Origin of the sequence: Micromonospora citrea, assembly GCF_049629545.1 — a bacterium.
Lineage (GTDB): Bacteria > Actinomycetota > Actinomycetes > Mycobacteriales > Micromonosporaceae > Micromonospora > Micromonospora citrea_A.
Genome location: NZ_JBNADX010000019.1, coordinates 112,034 through 131,167, shown reverse-complemented (window position 1 = coordinate 131,167; position 19,134 = coordinate 112,034). Strand labels below are relative to the sequence as shown.

22 protein-coding genes are annotated in these 19,134 nt (G+C 72.9%); 13 read left to right on the top strand and 9 right to left on the bottom strand.

Annotated features, from left to right (window positions below; all coding sequences use genetic code 11):
- Positions 1 to 399 precede the first annotated feature (399 nt).
- Both ACPFP2_RS20710 and ACPFP2_RS20705 read left to right on the top strand, forming a co-directional pair.
- Entirely contained in the window at positions 400 to 984 is a 585-nt protein-coding gene (locus ACPFP2_RS20710; RefSeq protein ID WP_424090813.1) for an HhH-GPD-type base excision DNA repair protein, read from the top strand.
- A 56-nt stretch (positions 985 to 1,040) separates the two neighbouring features.
- Positions 1,041 to 2,237, top strand: coding sequence for a low temperature requirement protein A (locus tag ACPFP2_RS20705; RefSeq protein ID WP_424090812.1), 1,197 nt, complete (start codon positions 1,041 to 1,043; stop codon positions 2,235 to 2,237).
- A gap of 106 nt (positions 2,238 to 2,343) precedes the next feature.
- Here ACPFP2_RS20705 and ACPFP2_RS20700 read toward each other — a convergent pair whose 3' ends face one another.
- Both ACPFP2_RS20700 and ACPFP2_RS20695 read right to left on the bottom strand, forming a co-directional pair.
- Entirely contained in the window at positions 2,344 to 2,649 is a 306-nt protein-coding gene (locus tag ACPFP2_RS20700; RefSeq protein WP_424090811.1) for a hypothetical protein, read from the bottom strand.
- Positions 2,639 to 2,950: a hypothetical protein gene (locus ACPFP2_RS20695; protein WP_424090810.1), complete on the bottom strand. Its 312-nt coding sequence runs from the start codon at positions 2,948 to 2,950 to the stop codon at positions 2,639 to 2,641. The genes ACPFP2_RS20700 and ACPFP2_RS20695 overlap by 11 nt, the downstream gene beginning before the upstream one ends.
- 104 nt (positions 2,951 to 3,054) lie before the next feature.
- On the opposite strand from ACPFP2_RS20695, the gene ACPFP2_RS20690 reads away from it, so the two are divergent.
- Positions 3,055 to 3,411, top strand: a complete 357-nt coding sequence (locus tag ACPFP2_RS20690) for a DUF3099 domain-containing protein (protein WP_424090831.1) — start codon at positions 3,055 to 3,057, stop codon at positions 3,409 to 3,411.
- 103 nt (positions 3,412 to 3,514) lie between these two features.
- Here the strand turns inward: ACPFP2_RS20690 and ACPFP2_RS20685 are convergent, their stop codons facing one another.
- Both ACPFP2_RS20685 and ACPFP2_RS20680 read right to left on the bottom strand, forming a co-directional pair.
- Positions 3,515 to 4,414, bottom strand: a complete 900-nt coding sequence (locus ACPFP2_RS20685) for a carbohydrate kinase family protein (RefSeq protein ID WP_424090809.1) — start codon at positions 4,412 to 4,414, stop codon at positions 3,515 to 3,517.
- A complete protein-coding gene (locus ACPFP2_RS20680) occupies positions 4,411 to 5,340 on the bottom strand; it encodes a pseudouridine-5'-phosphate glycosidase (RefSeq protein ID WP_424090808.1) in 930 nt (309 codons plus the stop codon). The genes ACPFP2_RS20685 and ACPFP2_RS20680 overlap by 4 nt, the downstream gene beginning before the upstream one ends.
- An 87-nt stretch (positions 5,341 to 5,427) precedes the next feature.
- On the opposite strand from ACPFP2_RS20680, the gene ACPFP2_RS20675 reads away from it, so the two are divergent.
- The 3 genes from ACPFP2_RS20675 (at position 5,428) to ACPFP2_RS20665 (ending at position 8,385) form a co-directional block, all read left to right on the top strand.
- A complete protein-coding gene (locus tag ACPFP2_RS20675; protein WP_088978061.1) occupies positions 5,428 to 5,646 on the top strand; it encodes a DUF3039 domain-containing protein in 219 nt (72 codons plus the stop codon).
- Positions 5,647 to 5,686: 40 nt separating this feature from the next.
- Positions 5,687 to 6,337 (top strand): trimeric intracellular cation channel family protein, encoded by a 651-nt coding sequence (locus ACPFP2_RS20670; protein ID WP_424090807.1) that lies wholly within the window; start codon positions 5,687 to 5,689, stop codon positions 6,335 to 6,337.
- A 314-nt stretch (positions 6,338 to 6,651) separates the two neighbouring features.
- On the top strand, positions 6,652 to 8,385 hold the full coding sequence (locus ACPFP2_RS20665; protein WP_424090806.1) for a DEAD/DEAH box helicase: 1,734 nt from the start codon (positions 6,652 to 6,654) through the stop codon (positions 8,383 to 8,385).
- A 282-nt stretch (positions 8,386 to 8,667) separates the two neighbouring features.
- On the opposite strand, the gene ACPFP2_RS20660 is transcribed toward ACPFP2_RS20665, so the two are convergent.
- Both ACPFP2_RS20660 and ACPFP2_RS20655 read right to left on the bottom strand, forming a co-directional pair.
- Positions 8,668 to 8,901: a DUF7455 domain-containing protein gene (locus ACPFP2_RS20660; RefSeq protein ID WP_088964796.1), complete on the bottom strand. Its 234-nt coding sequence runs from the start codon at positions 8,899 to 8,901 to the stop codon at positions 8,668 to 8,670.
- A gap of 247 nt (positions 8,902 to 9,148) precedes the next feature.
- Positions 9,149 to 10,759 carry an RNA polymerase sigma factor gene (locus ACPFP2_RS20655; protein ID WP_424090805.1) on the bottom strand — a complete coding sequence of 537 codons (1,611 nt, stop codon included), beginning with the start codon at positions 10,757 to 10,759 and terminating at the stop codon, positions 9,149 to 9,151.
- A 286-nt stretch (positions 10,760 to 11,045) separates the two neighbouring features.
- Between ACPFP2_RS20655 and ACPFP2_RS20650 the strand changes: the two genes are divergently transcribed.
- A complete protein-coding gene (locus ACPFP2_RS20650; RefSeq protein ID WP_424090804.1) occupies positions 11,046 to 11,864 on the top strand; it encodes an inositol monophosphatase family protein in 819 nt (272 codons plus the stop codon).
- 423 nt (positions 11,865 to 12,287) lie between these two features.
- Here the strand turns inward: ACPFP2_RS20650 and ACPFP2_RS20645 are convergent, their stop codons facing one another.
- Positions 12,288 to 12,632 carry a hypothetical protein gene (locus tag ACPFP2_RS20645; protein WP_424090803.1) on the bottom strand — a complete coding sequence of 115 codons (345 nt, stop codon included), beginning with the start codon at positions 12,630 to 12,632 and terminating at the stop codon, positions 12,288 to 12,290.
- A 1,008-nt stretch (positions 12,633 to 13,640) separates the two neighbouring features.
- Positions 13,641 to 14,156, bottom strand: a complete 516-nt coding sequence (locus ACPFP2_RS20640) for a LytR C-terminal domain-containing protein (RefSeq protein ID WP_424090830.1) — start codon at positions 14,154 to 14,156, stop codon at positions 13,641 to 13,643.
- A gap of 433 nt (positions 14,157 to 14,589) precedes the next feature.
- On the opposite strand from ACPFP2_RS20640, the gene ACPFP2_RS20635 reads away from it, so the two are divergent.
- Positions 14,590 to 14,886 carry a DUF4193 domain-containing protein gene (locus tag ACPFP2_RS20635; protein ID WP_088978067.1) on the top strand — a complete coding sequence of 99 codons (297 nt, stop codon included), beginning with the start codon at positions 14,590 to 14,592 and terminating at the stop codon, positions 14,884 to 14,886.
- A gap of 136 nt (positions 14,887 to 15,022) precedes the next feature.
- Positions 15,023 to 15,982 (top strand): hypothetical protein, encoded by a 960-nt coding sequence (locus ACPFP2_RS20630; protein WP_424090802.1) that lies wholly within the window; start codon positions 15,023 to 15,025, stop codon positions 15,980 to 15,982.
- A 4-nt stretch (positions 15,983 to 15,986) separates the two neighbouring features.
- Here the strand turns inward: ACPFP2_RS20630 and ACPFP2_RS20625 are convergent, their stop codons facing one another.
- Positions 15,987 to 16,481, bottom strand: coding sequence for a DUF3093 domain-containing protein (locus ACPFP2_RS20625; protein ID WP_424090829.1), 495 nt, complete (start codon positions 16,479 to 16,481; stop codon positions 15,987 to 15,989).
- Between the two features lie 90 nt (positions 16,482 to 16,571).
- Here ACPFP2_RS20625 and dut point away from each other — a divergent pair, with 90 nt between their 5' ends.
- The 4 genes from dut (at position 16,572) to ACPFP2_RS20605 (ending at position 19,122) form a co-directional block, all read left to right on the top strand.
- A complete protein-coding gene (dut, locus tag ACPFP2_RS20620) occupies positions 16,572 to 17,105 on the top strand; it encodes a dUTP diphosphatase (protein WP_424090801.1) in 534 nt (177 codons plus the stop codon).
- Between the two features lie 25 nt (positions 17,106 to 17,130).
- Positions 17,131 to 17,811 carry a DUF3710 domain-containing protein gene (locus tag ACPFP2_RS20615; protein ID WP_424090800.1) on the top strand — a complete coding sequence of 227 codons (681 nt, stop codon included), beginning with the start codon at positions 17,131 to 17,133 and terminating at the stop codon, positions 17,809 to 17,811.
- Positions 17,812 to 18,061: 250 nt separating this feature from the next.
- Entirely contained in the window at positions 18,062 to 18,442 is a 381-nt protein-coding gene (locus ACPFP2_RS20610; protein WP_424090799.1) for an OB-fold nucleic acid binding domain-containing protein, read from the top strand.
- Complete coding sequence (locus ACPFP2_RS20605) at positions 18,439 to 19,122, top strand: DUF3159 domain-containing protein (protein WP_424090798.1); 684 nt, start codon at positions 18,439 to 18,441, stop codon at positions 19,120 to 19,122. The genes ACPFP2_RS20610 and ACPFP2_RS20605 overlap by 4 nt, the downstream gene beginning before the upstream one ends.
- Positions 19,123 to 19,134: the final 12 nt, after the last annotated feature.

Sequence of the window (19,134 nt, the reverse complement as noted above, 5' to 3'; positions counted from 1 at the left end):
GCTACAGACTTGATCGCATGGATGGATCGCCCGCCGTGATCCATCCATGCGATCAAGTCTGTAGCGTCTCGAACCCCTACCCGCTGCGGGCTGCACACCGCCGTGCCGTGCCGTGCCGGACCGTGCCGTGCCGGCCGCGCCGGCTGGGCTGGGTCGTGCCGGACCGTGCCGTGCCGGCCGCGCCGGCTGGGCTGGATCGTGCCGGGCCGCGCCGGGCCGAGCCGCGCTGGGCAGCGCCGGCTGGTTGGGCCGCGCTGGGCCGGGCTGGGCCGCGCTGGGCCGGGCTGGGCCGCGCTGGGCCGGGCTGGGCCGGGGCCGATCGCGGCAGCACCGGCTGTGGCAGCTCGTCACCGCGTGTCGGGCGGCTACCCGGGCAACCGCGCGGACCGGTGCGGAAACATGACTGCCATGGCACTCTCGCTTCCGATCGATCCTGCGGCCAACGACCTGCTCAACCGCAACCCGCTGGCCCTGCTGACGGGGATGTTGCTGGACCAGCAGATCCCGATGGAGAAGGCGTTCTCCTCCCCGTACGTGCTCAGCGAGCGCCTCGGGCACGACCCGGACGCCCACGAGCTGGCCGGGTACGACCCGGAGGCGCTGGTGGAGGTCTTCGCCCGGCCGCCCGCGCTGCACCGCTTCCCCAAGGCGATGGCCGCCCGGGTGCAGGAGATGTGCCGGGCCCTGGTCGACCGGTACGACGGCGACGCCGCCCGGCTCTGGTCGGACGCCGCCGACGGCCGGGAGTTGCTGCGCCGGGTCGGTGAGCTGCCCGGCTTCGGCCGGCAGAAGGCGCAGATCTTCGTCGCCCTGCTCGGCAAGCGCTACGACGTACGCCCGGACGGCTGGCGGGAGGCCGCCGGCGGCTACGGCGAGGAGGGCTCCCACCGGTCGGTGGCCGACATCACCGACGCGGAGTCGCTGCGCCGGGTCCGCGAGTTCAAGCAGGCGGCCAAGGCCGAGGCGAAAACCGCGAAGGGCTGACGCAACCGCCCGCACGCCCCGCTCGTTGGTAACCGCGACGGCGGGGGCGGTGGGCGATGGCGCAGGAGCGGGGCGGGGCGCTGCTGCGCGGCGACCTGAGTTCGCCCCGCGCCACCTTCCTGGAGCTCTTCTTCGACCTGGTCTTCGTCTTCGCGCTGACCCGCGTGTCGAAGCGGCTGATCGACGACGTGACGGCCGGCGGCCCGGATCTGCTCCGTCAGGGCGCGCAGACCGTGGTGCTGTTCCTCGCGCTGTGGATCGTCTGGTCGCTGACCGCCTGGGTGACCAGCCGGTACGAGCCGGAACGCAGCGCCATCCAGTTCGTGGTGGTGGCCTCCATGTTCGGCAGCATGGTGATGGCCGTCGCGACGCCGCGCGCGTTCGCGGAGCGGGCGGTGCCGTTCGCGCTGGCGTACCTGGCCGTGCAGGTCGGCCGGCCGCTCTTCCTCACCCTGGCCCTGCGCGGCCACCCCCGCCGGGCGGTCACCTCGCGGATCCTGCTCTGGTCCACCGTCGGGGCGGTGCCCTGGCTGGTCGGCGCGCTGGTGCCGTCGGCGCGGGCGGTGCTCTGGACGCTCGCCCTGGCCTGGGACTACGCCGGGCTGGCGCTGGGCTGGCCGGCGCCCGGGCGCGCATCGGTGCGGGCCTCGGGCTGGGCGGTGATGGGGGAGCACCTGGTCGAGCGATATCAGCAGTTCTTCCTGATCGCGCTCGGGGAGACGATCCTGGTGATCGGGATCACGTTCAGCGGCGCGGCCTTCTCGGCCGCTCACGCGTCGGCCTTCACCCTGTCGTTCCTGATCACGGCGCTGCTGTGGTGGATCTACTTCCACCGGGCGGGGCACGTGCTGGCCGAGGCGATCAGGGCGGCCCGCTCCCCGGGTCTGCTCGGCGAATCGGCGAGCTGGACCCACCTGGTCATCGTGGCCGCCGTGTTGCTCACCGGAGTCGGCTACGAGCTGGTGATCGCCTACCCTTACGGGCAAACCGCCCCGGGCTGGCCGCTGTTCGTCATGGGTGGGCCGGCGCTCTTCCTGGCCGCCCGGGCCCGCTTCGAGTACGAGATCTTCGGGCGGGTGTCCCGGAGCCGGGTGGTCGGGGTCGTGCTGCTGATCGGGCTCGTCCCGGTGGTGTGGCGGCTGCCGTCGATCGGCGCGCTGGCGGTGAGCGCCCTGGTGCTGGCCGGGATCGCCGTCGCCGACGCCGTGCGGGCCCACGGGCGTCCGCTGGAGCAGCCGGCGACGCCGCTGTAGCCGGGCGCTGCCGCGCGGCCCGGGCGACCGGGCGCGGACGGGCCGGTCCGGCCCGGGCGGCCGTGCGGGCCAGGAGGGGGCCGGACTGGTCAGGCGACCGGACTGGTCAGGCGGCGGTGGGGCGGGAGAGCGAGGCCAGCGCGCGCCGCACGTCGGCCAGGGAGACGGTGGCGGAGTCGTCCAGGTCGGCCAGGCCGGCCTCGATCCACTGCCGCATCAGCGTGGTGACGCCGATGCCCCGGGCCTCGGCAGCCGCCCGCACCCGCTCGTACGTCTCCACGGGCAGGCGCACCGAGCGGCTGACCATCGGCACGTCGGTGTCGGGGGTGGGCAGCTCCACCGGCTGGCTCTCGTCGATCAGCTCGGCGAGCCCGTCGCCGTGGAACCGCTTGGTCGCCTCGTCACGGTTCATCGTGACCGCCTCCTCGTCGGCGATCCCTCCGCACGGCCTCGTCGTAGCGCTTGGCCTCGACGTCGCTCAGCTCGCGGGCGGAGAGGATGTCCCAGTCGTTGTCGGTGCCGTCGGCCTCGGCGAGCAGCACGGCCAGTCGTCGGCCGCGCCGGGTGGCCGCGTAGACGACCATCACGTCGTCGCCCAGGTGCCGGATCACCCGGCGGGTGCTGTGCAGGGCCTCCCAGACTTCCCCGGGCGCGACGTCGTAGACCCGCAGGTTGCCCAACGCCTCGTCGGTGAAGCTGTACCGGCTGCCCACGAGCGGAGCGTACCACGGCCGTAACACGCATGCGATCATGTCGATTGTCGCTGATCACGGCGGGGGAGTGACAGGATGGGGCGTACCCCTCGAGGAGGTCCGTGGTGAAGCGTCAGGCGTACCAGCCGATTCTGATCACCGACGCCTCACGCAGCCAGGACGATCAACTCACCAGTCGGCAGAAGCGGTACGTGCTGATGATGGGCGTCCGGGTGGCCTGCGTGATCGCCGGCGCGATCCTGGTCGGCGTGAAGGCACCCCTGCTCTGGCTCTGGCTGCCGTTGGTCGGCCTGGGCATGATCCTCATCCCCTGGCTGGCGGTGTTGCTGGCCAACGACCGCCCGCCCAAGGAGCAGCACCGGCTCGCCGGCAAGTTCCAGCCCCGCCGCCGTGACGACACCCCGCCGATGAGCCTGACCGCCGAGGAACGACCGCACAAGGTCATCGACGCCGAGCCCTGACGCGCGAATCCCGGCACCCGGCCGCCGCCACCGGGATCTCCGCGACCAGGATCTCCGCCCCGGTGCCCGGACGCGCTCGGCGCTTCCGGACACCGGGAAACGGTCAGCCCGCCGGTCGGGCCCCGACCGTCGACACCGCCAGCGCGCCGAGGTCGCCGGCGCGCGTCAGCGCCGCCCTCGGGGTCGCCCCGTCGAGCCAGGCGGTCAGCAGGCCCGCCGCGAACGCGTCCCCGGCGCCGGTGACGTCGACCACCGCCACCCGCCGTGACGGCGCGACGCTCACCGTCGCGCTCCGGTCGAACCAGACCGCGCCGGCGCCACCCCGCTTCACCACCACCCGCCGCGCCGAGGCGGACAGCACCCGCGCCTGCGCCCCCGGGTCCAGCCCGCCGGCCAGCACGCCGGCCTCGTCCGAGTTGACCAGCAGCAGGTCGACGTCGCGTACCCAGGACAGGAACGCTGCCGCGCCGACCCGCCGCAGCGGCGCCGCGGAGGCCGCGTCGACGCTGGTGGTGAGCCCACGCTCGCGCGCCACGGCCAGCGCGGCCAGCCCGGCCGGTCGCGACGCGGCGTCCAGCAGGCAGTACGCGGACAGGTGCAGATGGGCGGCGTCGGGCGTCGCCGCCAGGGCCCGCTCGACGTGCCCGGCGGTCAACCGCAGGTTCGCGCCCCGCTCGGTGACCATCGTCCGCTCGTCGCCGGTGGCCAGCACGATCACCGTGCCGGTGGTCGCGCCGGGGTGCACCTGCACGGCGCAGTCCACCCCGACCCGCTCCAGTTCGGCCACCCGGTCCCGGCCGGCGCCGTCGTCGCCGACCGCGCCCACCAGCGTCACCGGCACCGCCAGCGCGGCCAGCCAGGCGGCCGTGTTCGCCGCCTGACCGCCCCCGCTGACCTGGATGGTCGCCGGGGTGTCCGAGCCGGTGGCGAGCGGGCCGGCCAGCACCGCCACCACGTCGGTGATCAGGTCACCGACCACCACCACCCGGGACGGGCGGGTCATGCCGCGCGTCGGCGGGCGGCCACGGCGACGGCGATCCGGGCGGCCAGGTCGGCGTTGCGCAGGATGATCCGCACGTTCACCGCCAGGCTCGCGCCCTCGGTGGCCGAGTGGAAGTGGGCCAGCAGGAACGGGGTCACCGCCTTGCCGGTCACCCCCTCGCGCTCCAGCAGGGCCAGGCCCTCGGCGAGGGTGCGGTCGTGCAGCGCCGGGTCGAGTTGCTCGTCGACCGGCAGTGGGTTGGCCACGATCAGCCCACCGTCGTGCACGCACTGCTGCTCCCGGGCGGCGAGCACGTCCGCCACCTGCTCGGGGGAGTCCACCGACCAGTCCAGGTCGAAACCGGCGTCGGTGAGGTAGAAGCCGGGGAAGCGCCGGGTCCGGTAGCCGATGACGCCGACCCCGAGGGTCTCCAGCCGCTCCAGGGTGGCCCCGACGTCGAGGATCGACTTGACCCCGGCGCAGACCACCGTGATCGGTGTCCGGGCCAGGGTGACCAGGTCGGCCGACTCGTCGAAGCTCTGCGCCGCCTCCCGGTGCACCCCGCCGAGCCCGCCGGTGGCGAACACGCCGATCCCCACCGCCGCGGCCACCGCGCTGGTCGCGGCCACCGTGGTGGCGCCGTCCGCGCCGGTCGCGCCGGCCACCGCGAGGTCGCGTACGGAGAGCTTGCTCACCCCGTCGGTGGTGGCGAGGCGGGTCAGTTCGGCGTCGTCGAGGCCGACGACGAGTTCGCCGCGGACCATGCCGATCGTGGCCGGGACCGCCCCGGCGTCGCGTACGGCCTGCTCGATCTCGCGGGCCACCCGCAGGTTGTCCGGTCGGGGCAGACCGTGCGAGACGATGGTGCTCTCCAGTGCGACGACGGGGTGACCGTCGCGCAGGGCGTCGGCGACCTCGGCGCCGAGACGGGTGTGAAAGTTGGTCACCTCGGTTACCGTACGGGCCGCCGTCGGGTGGGCTGCGGTGGACCCGGCCCCTGCGACCTGCCAAACTGGAAAGTTGGAGGTGTAGACGTGAGCACACAGATTCTTGAGCGTCCCGAGCTGAAGGACGCCGACACCGGTCCCGAGATGTTCCACTACGTCCGTAAGGAGAAGATCGCCGAAAGTGCCGTCATGGGCACCTACGTCGTGGCGCTCTGTGGTGAGACGTTCCCGGTGACCAAGGCGGCCAAGCCCGGCTCCCCGGTCTGCCCGAAGTGCAAGGAGATCTACGACTCGTACGCCGAGTGATCCTCCGACGGCCCCTCCGGTGCCCACGTAACCTTCGGCGGTGACCACCTCCACCGCCCTGCTCTTCGCCGATCTCACCGGAGTGGCCGTCTTCGCCGCCTCCGGGGCCTCCGCGGCGGTGGCCAAGCGCCTCGACCTCTTCGGAGTCGTCTTCGTCGGCTTCGTGGCCGCCCTCGGCGGGGGGATCTTCCGGGACCTGGCCATCGACGAGGTGCCCCCGCTGGCCTTCGCCGACTGGCGGTACGCCACCACCGCCGCGGTCACCGCCGCCGCCGTCTTCTGGCTGCACCCCCAGTTCGCCCGGCTCCGCACCACGGTGCTCGTGCTGGACGCGGCCGGACTGGCGCTGTTCACCGTCACCGGCACGCTCAAGGCGCTCGACGCCCAGGTGCCGGCCGTCGGCGCCTGCGTGATCGGGATGCTCACCGCGATCGGCGGCGGACTCGGCCGGGACCTGCTCACCGCCGAGATCCCGGTGGTGCTGCGCCGGGAGATCTACGCGGTCGCCGCCCTCGTCGGCGCGATCGCCGTGGCGTTGCTCGACTACCTGGGGCAGGCCAACACCGCCTGGCTGACCGCGGCGGCCGTGCTGGTCTTCGTACTCCGACTGGTGGCCCTGCGGCGGCGCTGGTCCGCGCCGGTCGCGACGATGCGCCCCCCGAAGACCGGCGTCCGCGGCCCCCAGAACTGACCTGCGCCGCGCGCCGCCGGCCCGCCGCGCCGCCGGCCCGCCGCGCCGCCGCGCGCCGCGGCGCCCGCGCCGCCGGCCCGCGCGATGTGCGGCGTGTCGCGGTGTCACTGGCGTGGAATGCCGCGACACGCCGCGAACGGCGGCGAGCGGGGGTGGCGGATGTGACCAGCGTGGCGTCGAGTGGGGCGGGCGGTCCCGGCTGGTTATGCTGAGGCGGCCTTCGCGGCACCCGATGCGCGAGGGCCTTTTCATGGGCGGCGGTACCCGTGGCCCTCGACGGGGCCCGCCGCCGTGCGGTCGGAGAGGAGCTACGCGTGGCACCCCGGTTGCCGGCGCTCGACACGTTCCCACCCCTGCGTGCCTGGCAACGCAAGGCGATGGTGGAGTACCTGCGCCGCCGGACCGAGGACTTCACCGCGGTCGCCACCCCCGGCGCGGGCAAGACCACCTTCGCCCTGCGGATCGCCGCCGAACTGCTCGTCGACGGCACCGTCGAGGCGGTCACCGTGGTCGCCCCGACCGAGCACCTGAAGACCCAATGGGCCGAGGCCGCCGCCCGGGTCGGCATCCACCTCGACTCCGCGTTCCGCAACGCCGACGTGCACTCCTCCACCGACTTCCACGGCGCGGTCGTCACGTACGCCCAGGTCGGCATGGCCCCGCACGTGCACAAGCGGCGCACCCTGACCCGGCGCACCCTGGTCGTCCTCGACGAGATCCACCACGCCGGCGACTCGCGCTCCTGGGGCGACGGGGTCAAGGCGGCCTTCGAGCCCGCGGTACGCCGCCTGATGCTCACCGGCACGCCGTTCCGCTCCGACGACAACCCCATCCCGTTCGTGGAGTACGAGCGGGGCGGCGACGGGCTGCTGCGCTCGCGCGCCGACTCGGTCTACGGCTACTCCGACGCGCTGCGCGACGGCGTCGTACGGCCGGTGCTCTTCCTGGCGTACTCGGGGGAGACCCGGTGGCGCACCAACGCCGGCGACGAACTGGCGGCGCGACTGGGTGAGCCGATGACCCAGGACCTCATCGCCCAGGCCTGGCGTACCGCCCTCGACCCGGCCGGGGACTGGATGCCGCAGGTGCTGCGGGCCGCCGACGCCCGGCTGACCGTGCTGCGCAACGCCGGCATGCCCGACGCGGGCGGCCTGGTGATCGCCAGCGACCAGCAGAACGCCCGCTCGTACGCGAAGCTGATCGAGCAGGTCACCGGGGAGAAGGCCGCGGTGGTGCTCTCCGACGACGTGGGCGCCTCCGCCCGGATCGCGACGTTCGCGGCGTCCGAGCAACGGTGGCTGGTCGCCGTCCGGATGGTCTCCGAGGGCGTCGACATCCCCCGGCTCGCCGTCGGGGTGTACGCCACCAGCGCCAGTACCCCGCTCTACTTCGCCCAGGCGATCGGACGCTTCGTCCGGGCCCGCCGCCCCGGGGAGACCGCCTCGGTCTTCCTGCCCAGCGTGCCGCACCTGCTCGGGCTGGCCAGCGAGATGGAGGCCGCCCGGGACCACGTGCTCGGCAAGCCGAAGGACCGGGAGGGCTTCGACGACGACCTGCTGGAGCGCGCCCAGCGTGACGACCAGGCCAGCGGCGAGCTGGAGAAGCGGTTCACCGCCCTCTCCGCCACCGCCGAGCTGGACCAGGTGATCTTCGACGGGGCGTCCTTCGGCACCGCCGCCCAGGCGGGCACCCCGGAGGAGGAGGAGTACCTGGGCCTGCCCGGGCTGCTCACCGCCGACCAGGTCTCCATGCTGCTCACCAAGCGGCAGGCCGACCAGCTCGCCGCCCAGCGCCGCCGGACCGCCGCCAGGGCCGCTGAGCCGGCCGCTGAGGCGGCTGCCCCGCCGGCCGCGCCGATGAGTGCCGCCCAGCGTCGGGTGGCGCTGCGTCGCCAGCTGAACGCCCTGGTGGCCGCTCGCCACCACCGTACCGGCCAGCCGCACGGCAAGATCCACGCCGAGCTGCGCCGGCTCTGCGGCGGCCCGCCCAGCGCGCAGGCGACGATCGAGCAACTCGAAGAGCGGATCGCGACCGTCCAGACCCTCTGATCCGGTACGCCCCCGGTCGTCCCGCGCAGCCGGAACCGGTGCCCGACTGCGGCGCTGGGTCGTCCGGCGCCCGATGCAGCTGCGGGCTACCGGGTTGTTCGACGCCCGCCCGGCGTTCGCCATCGGCTTCGCCGGTGTCGCCGCCGTGGGCCGACCCGGCGCCACGATCTGGGCGCGGGGCGCGGGGCGCGGGGCGCGGGGCGCGGGGCAGCGAAAAGCCGACCGGAGGCGCCCTGTCGGGTCGCCTCCGGTCGGCTATGTCGTCGCTCTTACGGTTGCGGTTCAGTTCGCCATCAGATCGGCGCCACGCCAGCTGAACTCCGGGTCCGTCGCGTACTTCACGGTGATCTTCACGAGATCCTCCGCGTACTTGTTCGCGTGGTGCCCACAGAACACCAGCTCGCTCCCACCCGCCAGAGTGATCCGGAGCTTGCCGGCAGCATTGCAGCGGTCGCACCGTTCATCGGCGGCTGGGGGAGCCACCGTCTCGGGCGGCGGCGTGAGGGTCGGGGTCATCGCCTTCCTCCTCTGGTCGTCACCGATGAACACTCTCTTCGGTCGTTGCTCACCCATCGTGCAACACCCTTGCCAGGCCCTGCCTTCCCTGTGTGCCCGCGGGCGACCGAGGTCACACATGACGGGAAGACAGTGTGCCGTGTGCCAAGGGTGCCACGTCAACGATCACAAACGGGCAACCGACCGATCACCTTTGAGTGTTCTACGGCTGGTGATCAAACCGACACGGTTGGTTGACGTGGTGGGGTCAGTCCAGGTAATCCCGGAGCACCTGCGAGCGGGACGGGTGCCGCAGCTTGGACATCGTCTTGGACTCGATCTGCCGGATTCGCTCCCGGGTCACCCCGTACACCTGGCCGATCTCGTCCAGCGTGCGCGGCTGGCCGTCGGTCAGGCCGAAGCGCAGGCGTACCACGCCCGCCTCACGCTCGGAGAGCGTCTGCAGCACCTGCTGGAGCTGGTCCTGCAGCAGCGAGAACGAGACGGCGTCGACCGCGACCACGGCCTCCGAGTCCTCGATGAAGTCACCGAGCTGGCTGTCACCCTCGTCGCCGATGGTCTGGTCCAGCGAGATGGGCTCCCGGGCATACTGCTGGATCTCCAGCACCTTCTCCGGTGTGATGTCCATCTCCTTCGCCAGCTCCTCCGGGGTGGGCTCGCGGCCCAGGTCCTGGAGCAGCTCACGCTGGATCCGGCCGAGCTTGTTGATCACTTCGACCATGTGCACCGGGATGCGGATGGTGCGGGCCTGGTCGGCCATGGCGCGGGTGATCGCCTGGCGGATCCACCAGGTGGCGTACGTGGAGAACTTGTAGCCCTTGGTGTAGTCGAACTTCTCGACCGCGCGGATCAGACCGAGGTTGCCCTCCTGGATCAGGTCCAGGAAGGCCATGCCGCGACCGGTGTAGCGCTTGGCCAGCGAGACGACCAGCCGGAGGTTGGCCTCCAGGAGGTGGTTCTTGGCGCGCTCGCCGTCGCGCGAGATCCAGCCCAGGTCCCGCTGCATCTCGCGGGTGAGCTTCTCCTCGCCCTCCTCGGCCGCCCGCAGCCGCTCGGCGGCGTAGAGCCCGGCCTCGATCCGCTTGGCGAGCTCCACCTCCTGCTCCGCGTTGAGCAGCGGAACCTTGCCGATCTGCTTCAGGTACGCCCGGACGGAGTCGGCCGACGCGGTCAGCTCGGCGTCGCGACGCGCCTGCTTGAGCGCCTCGGACTCCTCGTCGTCCCACTCGAAGTCGTTGTCGCTGGCCGAGGCGGCGGCGTCGGTCGCGGCGGCCTTGGCCAGCTCGGCCGGCTCCTCGACCACGACGTCCTCGATCTCGGCCGCGAGCTCCTCGGGGTCGATCTCGCCCTCGGCGCCCTCACCCTCGCCCTTGGCCTTGCCGGCGGCCTTGGTGGCGCCGGCGGCGGCCACGGTCGCCTTGGTGGCGCGGGTGGACTTGGTCGCCTTCGCGGCCGGCGTGGCGGCCTTGGCGGCCACCCCGGCGGTGGTGGCGGCCTTGCGGGCCGTCGCCTTGCGCGGGGCGGGGGCCGGGGCCTCGTCGGCGGCGGGCGCCTGCTTCGGGGCGGGCGCGGCGGCCTTCTTGGTGGTCTTGGCGGTGGTGGCCCGCGAGGCCGGGGTGGCGGACCGGGCGGCGGCGACCCGACGACGGGTGCTGGCCGAACCGTCCACGACCACGGTCACTCCCGCCTCGGAGAGCGCCCGCAGGATCTTCTTGGCCTGGGCCGGGGTCACCTCGGCGGACTCGACGGTGCGCGCGAGCTGGGCCGACGTCAGCTGACCGCCGGCGCTCTGCGCGTGGGCGATCAGGGTGTCGGTGAGCGAGCGAACGTCGGCGCCGGTCTGGCGGGGTTCTGTCACGAATGACCTTCCGGAGGCGAAGAGCGAGCACGGCCGGGTCGTCCGGCGCAGCGTGGGGCACCGTGCCGGGCGATGTCGTTGAGAGACCCCCGTGTCCCGGGCCGGCCGGTGGCTGGCGGTCCGTGGCGCGTGGGCAGGGTGAATTGTAACGCCGTCTGCGGCGATCATCCTGCGGCGCACGGCGTACCGGCGGTGGGACCGCCGATTGGGCGCAGTTGTGGACTTTGTAAGGATGATAACCACGCGTGCGGCGGGACGTCCCGATCGTGCGGGAAGGGGACGAATCATGACACGTTCGGTGCCGCCGCCGGCGGAGTTGTTGGAGATCGCTGTCGAGGTCGCCCGGGACGCGGCGGCCACCGCGTACCGGATGCGCGCCGAAGGGGTGTCGGTCGCCGCGACCAAGAGCACCGTCACCGACGTGGTGACCGCCGCCGACCGGGCGGTGGAGCGGCAGGTCCTCGACGCCCTGGCCAAGCAGCGCCCGGACGACGCGGTGCTCGGGGAGGAGTACGGCGCGGCGGAGGCCGCCGCCGCCCCGAGCGGGGTCCGCTGGATCGTCGACCCGATCGACGGCACCGTGAACTACCTCTACGCGATTCCGTACTGCGCGGTCTCGCTGGCCGCCGAGGTCGACGGCGAGGTGGTCGCCGGGGTGGTTCGCAACATCTTCACCGGCGAGGAGTGGACCGCCACCGCCGGCGGCGGGGCCTGGCGCGACGGGCGGCGGCTGCGCTGCTCCACCGAGACCGACCCGGGGCAGGCGTTGGTCGCCACCGGCTTCGGCTACGACCCGGGACGCCGGTCGCACCAGGCCCGGGTGGTCGCCGAGCTGATTGCGCACGTTCGCGACATCCGCCGGCTCGGCGCCGCCGCGCTGGACCTCTGCCTCGCCGCCGAGGGGCGGGTGGACGCGTACTACGAGAAGGGCCTGGCCGCCTGGGACCTGGCCGCCGGTGGGCTGGTCGCGGCCGAGGCGGGGCTGCGGGTCACCGGGCTGCGTGGCCTGCCGGCCGGACCGGACCTGGTGATCGCCGCGCCGCCGGCGCTGTTCCAGCCCCTGCACGACCGTCTCGCCGACCTGGACGCCTCCGGCGGCCCCTGAAGTCACTCCCAATACGGGACCTTGCGGCAGGGCGGTTCCAGGTAAGATGGCAGGCGGCCAATATCTGTGGGGTGTTGCTGTCAACAAAGAGGCTGCGACTGAGGCGGTGGCGGCAGGTGTGGCCGGAATTGATCGGGGCCGGCTTGACGCCGGGAAGGGCGGCAAAGCGCTGCTTTTCCTGACTCATCTGCGTGACCCGCGTGACCGCGACACCTGACACCCGGTGCCACCCTCCACCGCATCCGTTTAGGCCGCAATTTCTGTCGAAATTGCGTGATGGCGGTGTGTTGCATCGCTGCCGGGTTTTTCGAATTTTGTTTGACGGTGGCCACGGGCGTCGTGCTGCATTCGTAATGCCTGATGAATGGCTTGAGCCCAACCGGGTCGCACTCGGCTGGGCTCAAGCACAATGGTTGCGGGGCTCTACAGATAGACCCTGCTGCTGCAGCCGGCACCCTGAAGCTCGCACACCCACACGCTGCGGATCTTGACGGGGACGCTTCTCGTCCTGCAGCCCCCACCGTAGCTGTCGCTGTAGCCGTAGTGAATGCCGTCGATCCCCTCGGCCCAGCCGTCCACGACGTGACCGTCGTCTTCGTTGTCGCATACCTCCAGGGAGTAGCTGGTGGAGTTGGTGGCGCAAGCCCGGTCGTAACCGTGGTACGCGCAAGCGGTCGTCGCGGCACTGGCGATCCCAGGAATTCCGCCGAGAATCAGAGCGACGCCGAGTGCGGAGGCTGCCGCAGCGCGGATGAGTGTGCTTCTCATTTGCTCCCCCTGGCAAGGAATGGCGTGGACGCCAATTCGGCGTCTTCAATACCCTAGAGTGGTTCATGTGTCGGGTCAAGCGGGGGCGAGGCTTGACTTTGATCAAGGTTCCGGCGTCGTTTCTCTCTGTCTGTTTCGGTGGCTGTTCGATGGATGTCGTAGACGGTGAGGATGTCGCCGTGATTGTGGCGCTCGCGGGCGTGGGTGATGTTGGCGTGTCTTGCGATCGGCCGGTTCCCGGCCGCAGGATTATTGCGGGACGGGTAAGTGGACCAGCGAAATAGGCGCTGTTTCTCGCGGGTGCGGCAGATCGGCACCGCTCGGCGCCGACGCCGCGCCGGCCACGTAGCCCTCGGCCGCCGTCGTTGTGTGGCGGGTTGAGTCACGGCTGCTTGCCAGGTCATCGAGCGCGACTACCACCGCGTAGCCGAAGCCTGACCGACACCGGCTCCGGCCTCCGGCCTCCGGCGTGCACGTCATCATCCTTGCGGACTGACGCCACCATGCTGCCGGGCCACGCCTTCACGCCTCCACCGAGTGGCGAGACATCATTCAGCGGGAGTCGAGGTGCCTTCAGGGTCGCCGCGCCGAGGCGGGCGCTGATGCGCGTGGGGTCCCCGCCACCGCGCATCGCCACCGGCGTGCGTCGCGGTGACCGCAGTGGGCGGCTGGACGGTCGGCCATCCCTCGACGCGGTGGCGGTCGGTCCACCGCTTCCCTCGTGGTGGCACTGACCTGGATCGAGCTGCCTCCAGCTCGATGTAGCGGCCGGCTGTCCGCCGCGCCGCGGCGGGCCGACGCGGCCTGTCGTCTCCCAGCGATGGACGCGGTACGCGGGTGCACGAGGACCCCGCTGAGTTGGTGCGGCTGTCTCGTAGCTCCACACCTACCCGGGAGGTTGTCACCCATTCAAGATTCCGGGCGCGTCACCAAGTGATCTTGAAGCGACCGTGCTCCCTGCCGCGACCGAGGTGACGCTTCCCCTTCCGGGTGACAGGCGGCTGCCGACTACTTGCCGACCGGCATCGGGCAGGTGCCGGCCGGCGCCTCCGGTGAGCCCAGGTCGCCGAGGGACTGGTTGACCTCGGTGGTGGTGGCGAGTTGTTGGAAGCCGGTGCCGAGCACCACGTCGACCGTGTCGTCCTTGCGCGTGGCGTCGTACTTGGTGTCGGCGTTGTCGAGGAAGTAGGCCCGCAGCAGGTGTGCGGAGCCGACGCCCTTCGGACCGAAGCGCAGCACGGCGACGCCGTCGACGCCGTTCGGGGCGTTGCCCACCTTCTTCACCTGGAACTTGCGGTTCTTGAAGTCGTCCGCGACCGCGGTGGCCCGACCGATCTCCTCGGTGGCGTTGAAGACGTTGATCTTGACGTCCTTGGGCTCGCGGAGGGTCACGTCGGCCATCGGCCAGTCCTCGGGGCAGCCGCCGGCCAACCCGGCCTCGCCCTGGGTGTCCTTCACGATGGCGACGACGACGAAGACCAGGGCGACGACCGCCAGCAGACCGACGACAACGAGTGCTCGCACTCGCGCAAAGCTCATCTGGGCGCTCCCCGGACAGTGGGTGGGTGGTGGCGGCCGCCGGCGGTCGGACCGCCCCGCCGGCCGTCGAGTACGCCGCTGAGGTTAACGGTTGTCCGACCGTGGCGTGGAAACAGTCCGACATGCCGGCGCGCCATCCGGGAAGCGGGTAGTACTACCCCTATCTTCGTGTCGCCTGAGTCACATTGGGAACAACTCGGGGTGCTGGGGCGTACATCTCAGCCGCGAGGGCGGTATACATGCCTCGCCCGGAGGGGGGTAAGGTTCCGCGCTCGCTGGGGAGTGCCCCGGCGGCTCCGGCCCGAACGGCCGTCGGGTCGGGTGACCGACACAAGTGGTGGCCGGCCATGGGAACCGAAACAGCGTCGCCCGGCGTTACAACCGGAAGCGACAACATCGATATGGGAGAGTGAAACCGATGGCCACCGACTACGACGCCCCGCGTCGCGACGAGGTCGACCTCGGCGAGGACAGCCTGGAAGAGCTCAAGGCCCGGCGGGTCGACTCACAGTCGGGCGCCGTGGACGTCGACGAGGCCGAGGTGGCCGAGAGCTTCGAGCTGCCCGGTGCCGACCTCGCCGACGAGGAGCTGACCGTCAAGGTCCTCCCGATGCAGGAGGACGAGTTCCGTTGCGGTCGTTGCTTCCTGGTCCACCACCGCAGCCAACTGGCGGTCGAGCGCAACGGCGACCTGATCTGCCGCGAGTGCGTCTGACCCCGACTCCGTACACCGGCGGCGGCCTCCTCGACGAGGCCGCCGCTGTCCGAGCTGCCGTGCGCCGGCGGCGGGGAGCTGCTTGACTCGTGACGGGCGGGCAGCACGCCCGGCGGCGGATCGGGAGGTCGGACGGATGAGTGAACGGGCGGGTCGGTCCGGCATGGACGGTTCCTCCGGCGGTGACACACGTCCGGACGACCCCGGCGCCGCCGGGGACCCGGCCGCCGTCCGGCCGGATGGCGCGGTGCCGTCCCACGCCGGGCGGCCGGACACCGGCGCCCGCCGGGACGCGGGTGCCACCCCGGAAGCCGCCGGGGACCGGCCCGACGGCGGGACGGACCGGGCCCGCGACGAGCTGGGCGCGACGGTCGCGGCGCTGACCGCCGACGACATCGAGCCGGCCCGCCGACGCCAGCTGCTCACCCGGCTGGTCGCGCAGGCCCGCTCGCGCGGGCTGGCCGACCTGTTCAAGCCGAAGGCCGCGCTGCGCTGGATGACCGACACGGTCGCCGACATCGCGCCGCACGTGCCGATCCGGGACCTGGCGACGCTGCGCGCCCACTTCCCCGGACTGGACGACGAGGCCCTCGCGGAGCGGCTGGTCCGCAACGCGGCCCGGGCCACCGCCGGGGTCGGCGCGGCCGGCGGGGGAGTCGCCGCGGTCGAGTGGACGATCACCCCGACCCTGCTCTCCGCCCCCGTGCTGCTGGCCGCCGAGACGGTCGCGGTGGTGGCCGTCGAGCTGAAGCTGATCGGCGAACTGCACGAGGTGTACGGCGCGCCGGTGCCCACCGGCGGCACCCAACGGACGGTCGCCCTGGTGCAGTCCTGGGCCAGCCAGCGGGGGATCAACCCGATGATGCCCGGGGTGGGGGTCGGCGCCGTCCTCGGCACCGCCGCCCGCAAGGAACTGCGGGACACCCTGCTCAAGCGGTTCGGGCGCAACCTGACCACGCTCGGCCCGTTCCTCACCGGCGCGGCGGTCGCCAGCTACCTCAACCGGCGGGCCACCCGGACGCTGGGCGACCAGCTCCGCACCGACCTGCGCAAGCAGCGCCGGGCGCTGCCCGGCGGGCGTACCGCTCTGCCCTGACGGCTCAGCCGGCGTCCCGGGCGGCCAGGATCGCCCCGGCCAGCTCGACCGGGTGCCGGGTGCTCACCACCCAGAACGGGGTCGGATCGGCCGGGTCGTCCAGCACCACCTGCACCGCGCCGGCGACCCAGGGCCGCTGCACCACGAAGGCGAGCGGGTCGGACCCGACGCCGAGCACCTCACGCCGCCCCGCCGCGTCCAGCGGGATCGCGTCGGCCACGTACCGCACCGGCAGTCGGGCGTCGTCGACCCGCAGCTCCCCGCCGCGTACCTCGACCCGGACCCGGCCCAGCCACCACAGCCCGGCCGCGGTCGCCGGGGGCAGCAGCACGAAGGGCAGCCAGGCCCGGACGCCGGACGCGCCCATCCACACCTCGACCGCGAGCAGCGTGGCCAGGGCCAGGCCGGCAAGCCAGAACCACCACGGCAGCCCGAGCCGCTCGGAGTGCTCCCCGGCCGCCGCGGTGCGCGGCGCCGGTGACGACGCAGAAGACGACAGGCTCACTCCTGCCAGGGTACGGCGCACGGCGGCCCCCCGACCCGGCAGGATGGCAGGGTCACCCCGCGAAACGGACGGAAGAGGGGAACCGTGACCCACGTCGTGCCCGTGCCCGTACGGCAGCTCGACCCGGAGCTGCCACTGCCCGCGTACGCCCATCCCGGCGACGCCGGCGCCGACCTGGTGGCCGCCGCGGACGTCGAGCTTCCTCCCGGCGGCCGGGCCCTGGTCCCCACCGGGGTGGCGCTGGCGCTGCCGGAGGGATACGTCGGCCTGGTCCACCCGCGCTCCGGTCTGGCCGCCAGACTCGGTGTGACGGTGCTGAACGCGCCCGGTACGGTCGACGCCGGCTACCGGGGTGAGATCCTGGTCAACCTGATCAACCATGATCGGGTCACACCGGCGAAGATCTCCCGTGGCGATCGCATCGCGCAGCTCGTTGTGCAGCGGGTGGAGCGGGTCGATTTCCAGCCGGTGGCCGAGCTGCCCGGATCCCGGCGTGGCGCCGGCGGGCACGGCTCGACCGGCGGGCACGCCGGTCTGGTGCCGCCACCCGGGGGCCCGGCCGGACGGCCGGAACTCGTCGGCCGGGCGGGCGGGCAGACGGAAGAGGTGGCAGGGTGAGTGCGAACAGCGGAGGGTGGGCGAAGTGATCTTCAGCCGTAAGCGGGCCGATGCCGGGCGGCACGCCCGTGACGAGCGGGCCGGCGAGGTCCTCGACTCGTACGACGCCGAGGGGACGACGGCGGACACGTCGCGCGGTCCCTACGACATCTCCGAGGCGCCGGACGACGTGCAGCGGCTCGACCTGGGCAGCCTGCACATCCCGGCGGTGCCGGGTGTCGAGGTGCGGGTGCAGGCCGACCCGCAGGGCGTGATCCAGCAGGTCGTGCTGGTGCACGGGGAGAACGCGCTCCAGCTCGGGGTCTTCGCCGCGCCGCGCTCAGAGGGCATCTGGGACGAGGTGCGCGAGGAGATCCGCCAGTCGCTCTTCGCCGACGGCGCCGCCGCCCAGGAGGTCCAGGGCGAGTACGGCCCCGAGCTGCACGCCCGGGTGCGTACCCCGGACGGCCTGACCGACCTGCGCTTCGTCGGCGTGGACGGACCGCGCTGGATGGTCCGCGGCGTCTACCAGGGCGCCGCCGCCACCGACCCGGCCGCGGCTGGTCCGCTCTCGGTGTGCCTGGAGGGTCTGGTGGTCGACCGCGGGCAGGAGGCGAAGCCGGTGCGCGAGCCGCTGCCGCTGCGGCTGCCCCGCGAGGTCGCCGAGCAGGAGCAGGAGCAGGCCGCCGCGGGTGGCGCGCCGGCGCCCGCCCCACGCGAGGCCTGACGACCCGCACGATCGTCACCGGGCCCGGCGTCGTCCACCGACGGCGTCGGGCCCGGTCGTGTCGGGGCAGCTCTCTGCTCGTACGCGCCCGCCGGCCGGGCGGTTCGCCGGCCGCCGGACACCTCCCGCGCCGGACGCCCGACCCGCACCCGGGCCGAACCGGCGTACGCTGGCGGGACGGTCCCGGCATCCCCGGGCCGGACCAGTGCCGGGGCGTCCCGGCCGGCGTGGAGAGGGTGACGCGGAGGTCATGTCGACCGACCAGGGCCGAGGGTCGCTGCGGCGGATCCTGCGCCGGCTCACCGCGAGCGAGGCCGAGATCGAGGCGCAGGAACTCCAGCGGGAGAGCGCCGAGTCCGGCGGCACGCCGGCCCGGCAGTGCTGCCGGGGTGAGGTGGTGTCGGTCGCCGGGCGGCTGCGTACCGTGGTCTACACCCCACGGACCAACCTGCCGACGCTGGAGGCGGACCTCTACGACGGCAGCGGCGTGGTGACTCTGGTCTGGCTGGGGCGCCGGCACATCGCCGGCATCGAGCCCGGTCGACACCTGACCGCCCGGGGCCGGATGGCCGTCCGCGACGACCGCAAGGTCATCTACAACCCGTACTACGAGCTGGAGTCGCCGAAGTGACGACCGGACAGCACCCCGGCGCCGAGCCGCGCACCGACGCGATGGACGACGAGCGGCTGCCCAGCATCGCCGAGCAGATGGCCGACCAGCTCGGCGGCTGGCGGGGGCTGGTCGAGTCCAGCATCCCCGTGGTCGTCTTCGTGCTGGCCAACATCATCGGAGAGCTGCGCCCCGCGGTGATCGCCTCGGTGGCGGTGGCGGTGGCGATCGCCGGCGTCCGGCTGGCCCAGCGCCGCCCGATCCGGCACGCGGTCAACGGGCTCTTCGGCATCGCCGTCGGCGCCGCCATCGCCTGGCGTACCGGCGACGAGCGGGACTTCTACCTCCCCGGCATCCTCTACGGCATCGCGTACGGGGTGGCGCTGCTGGTCTCGGCGGCGATCCGGCAGCCGATCGTCGGCTGGATCTGGTCGGTGCTGGTCGCCAAGGGGCGCTCGGAGTGGCGTGACGACCCGGTGCTGGTGCGCACCTTCACCCGGCTCACCGTGCTCTGGGGCGTGGTGTGGCTGGCCAAGGTGGGCGTGCAGGCCGGGCTCTACCTGGCCCACCAGGACACCGCGCTGGGCGTGGCCCGGCTGGCGTTGGGCTACCCGCCGTACGCGCTGCTGCTGCTGATCACGGTGTGGACGGTTCGCCGGGTGACCCGGCAGACCGCGCCGCAGCCCCTGCCCGGCGCCTGAGCCGGCCGGACG

Coding starts and splice junctions, on each gene's coding strand:
- ACPFP2_RS20710 (WP_424090813.1), top strand. CDS start 400: ATGACTGCCATGGCACTCTCGCTTCCGATCGATCCTGCGGCCAACGAC.
- ACPFP2_RS20705 (WP_424090812.1), top strand. CDS start 1,041: ATGGCGCAGGAGCGGGGCGGGGCGCTGCTGCGCGGCGACCTGAGTTCG.
- ACPFP2_RS20700 (WP_424090811.1), bottom strand. CDS start 2,649: ATGAACCGTGACGAGGCGACCAAGCGGTTCCACGGCGACGGGCTCGCC.
- ACPFP2_RS20685 (WP_424090809.1), bottom strand. CDS start 4,414: ATGACCCGCCCGTCCCGGGTGGTGGTGGTCGGTGACCTGATCACCGAC.
- ACPFP2_RS20660 (WP_088964796.1), bottom strand. CDS start 8,901: ATGACCCCGACCCTCACGCCGCCGCCCGAGACGGTGGCTCCCCCAGCC.
- ACPFP2_RS20650 (WP_424090804.1), top strand. CDS start 11,046: ATGACACGTTCGGTGCCGCCGCCGGCGGAGTTGTTGGAGATCGCTGTC.
- ACPFP2_RS20645 (WP_424090803.1), bottom strand. CDS start 12,632: ATGAGAAGCACACTCATCCGCGCTGCGGCAGCCTCCGCACTCGGCGTC.
- ACPFP2_RS20635 (WP_088978067.1), top strand. CDS start 14,590: ATGGCCACCGACTACGACGCCCCGCGTCGCGACGAGGTCGACCTCGGC.
- ACPFP2_RS20630 (WP_424090802.1), top strand. CDS start 15,023: ATGAGTGAACGGGCGGGTCGGTCCGGCATGGACGGTTCCTCCGGCGGT.
- ACPFP2_RS20610 (WP_424090799.1), top strand. CDS start 18,062: ATGTCGACCGACCAGGGCCGAGGGTCGCTGCGGCGGATCCTGCGCCGG.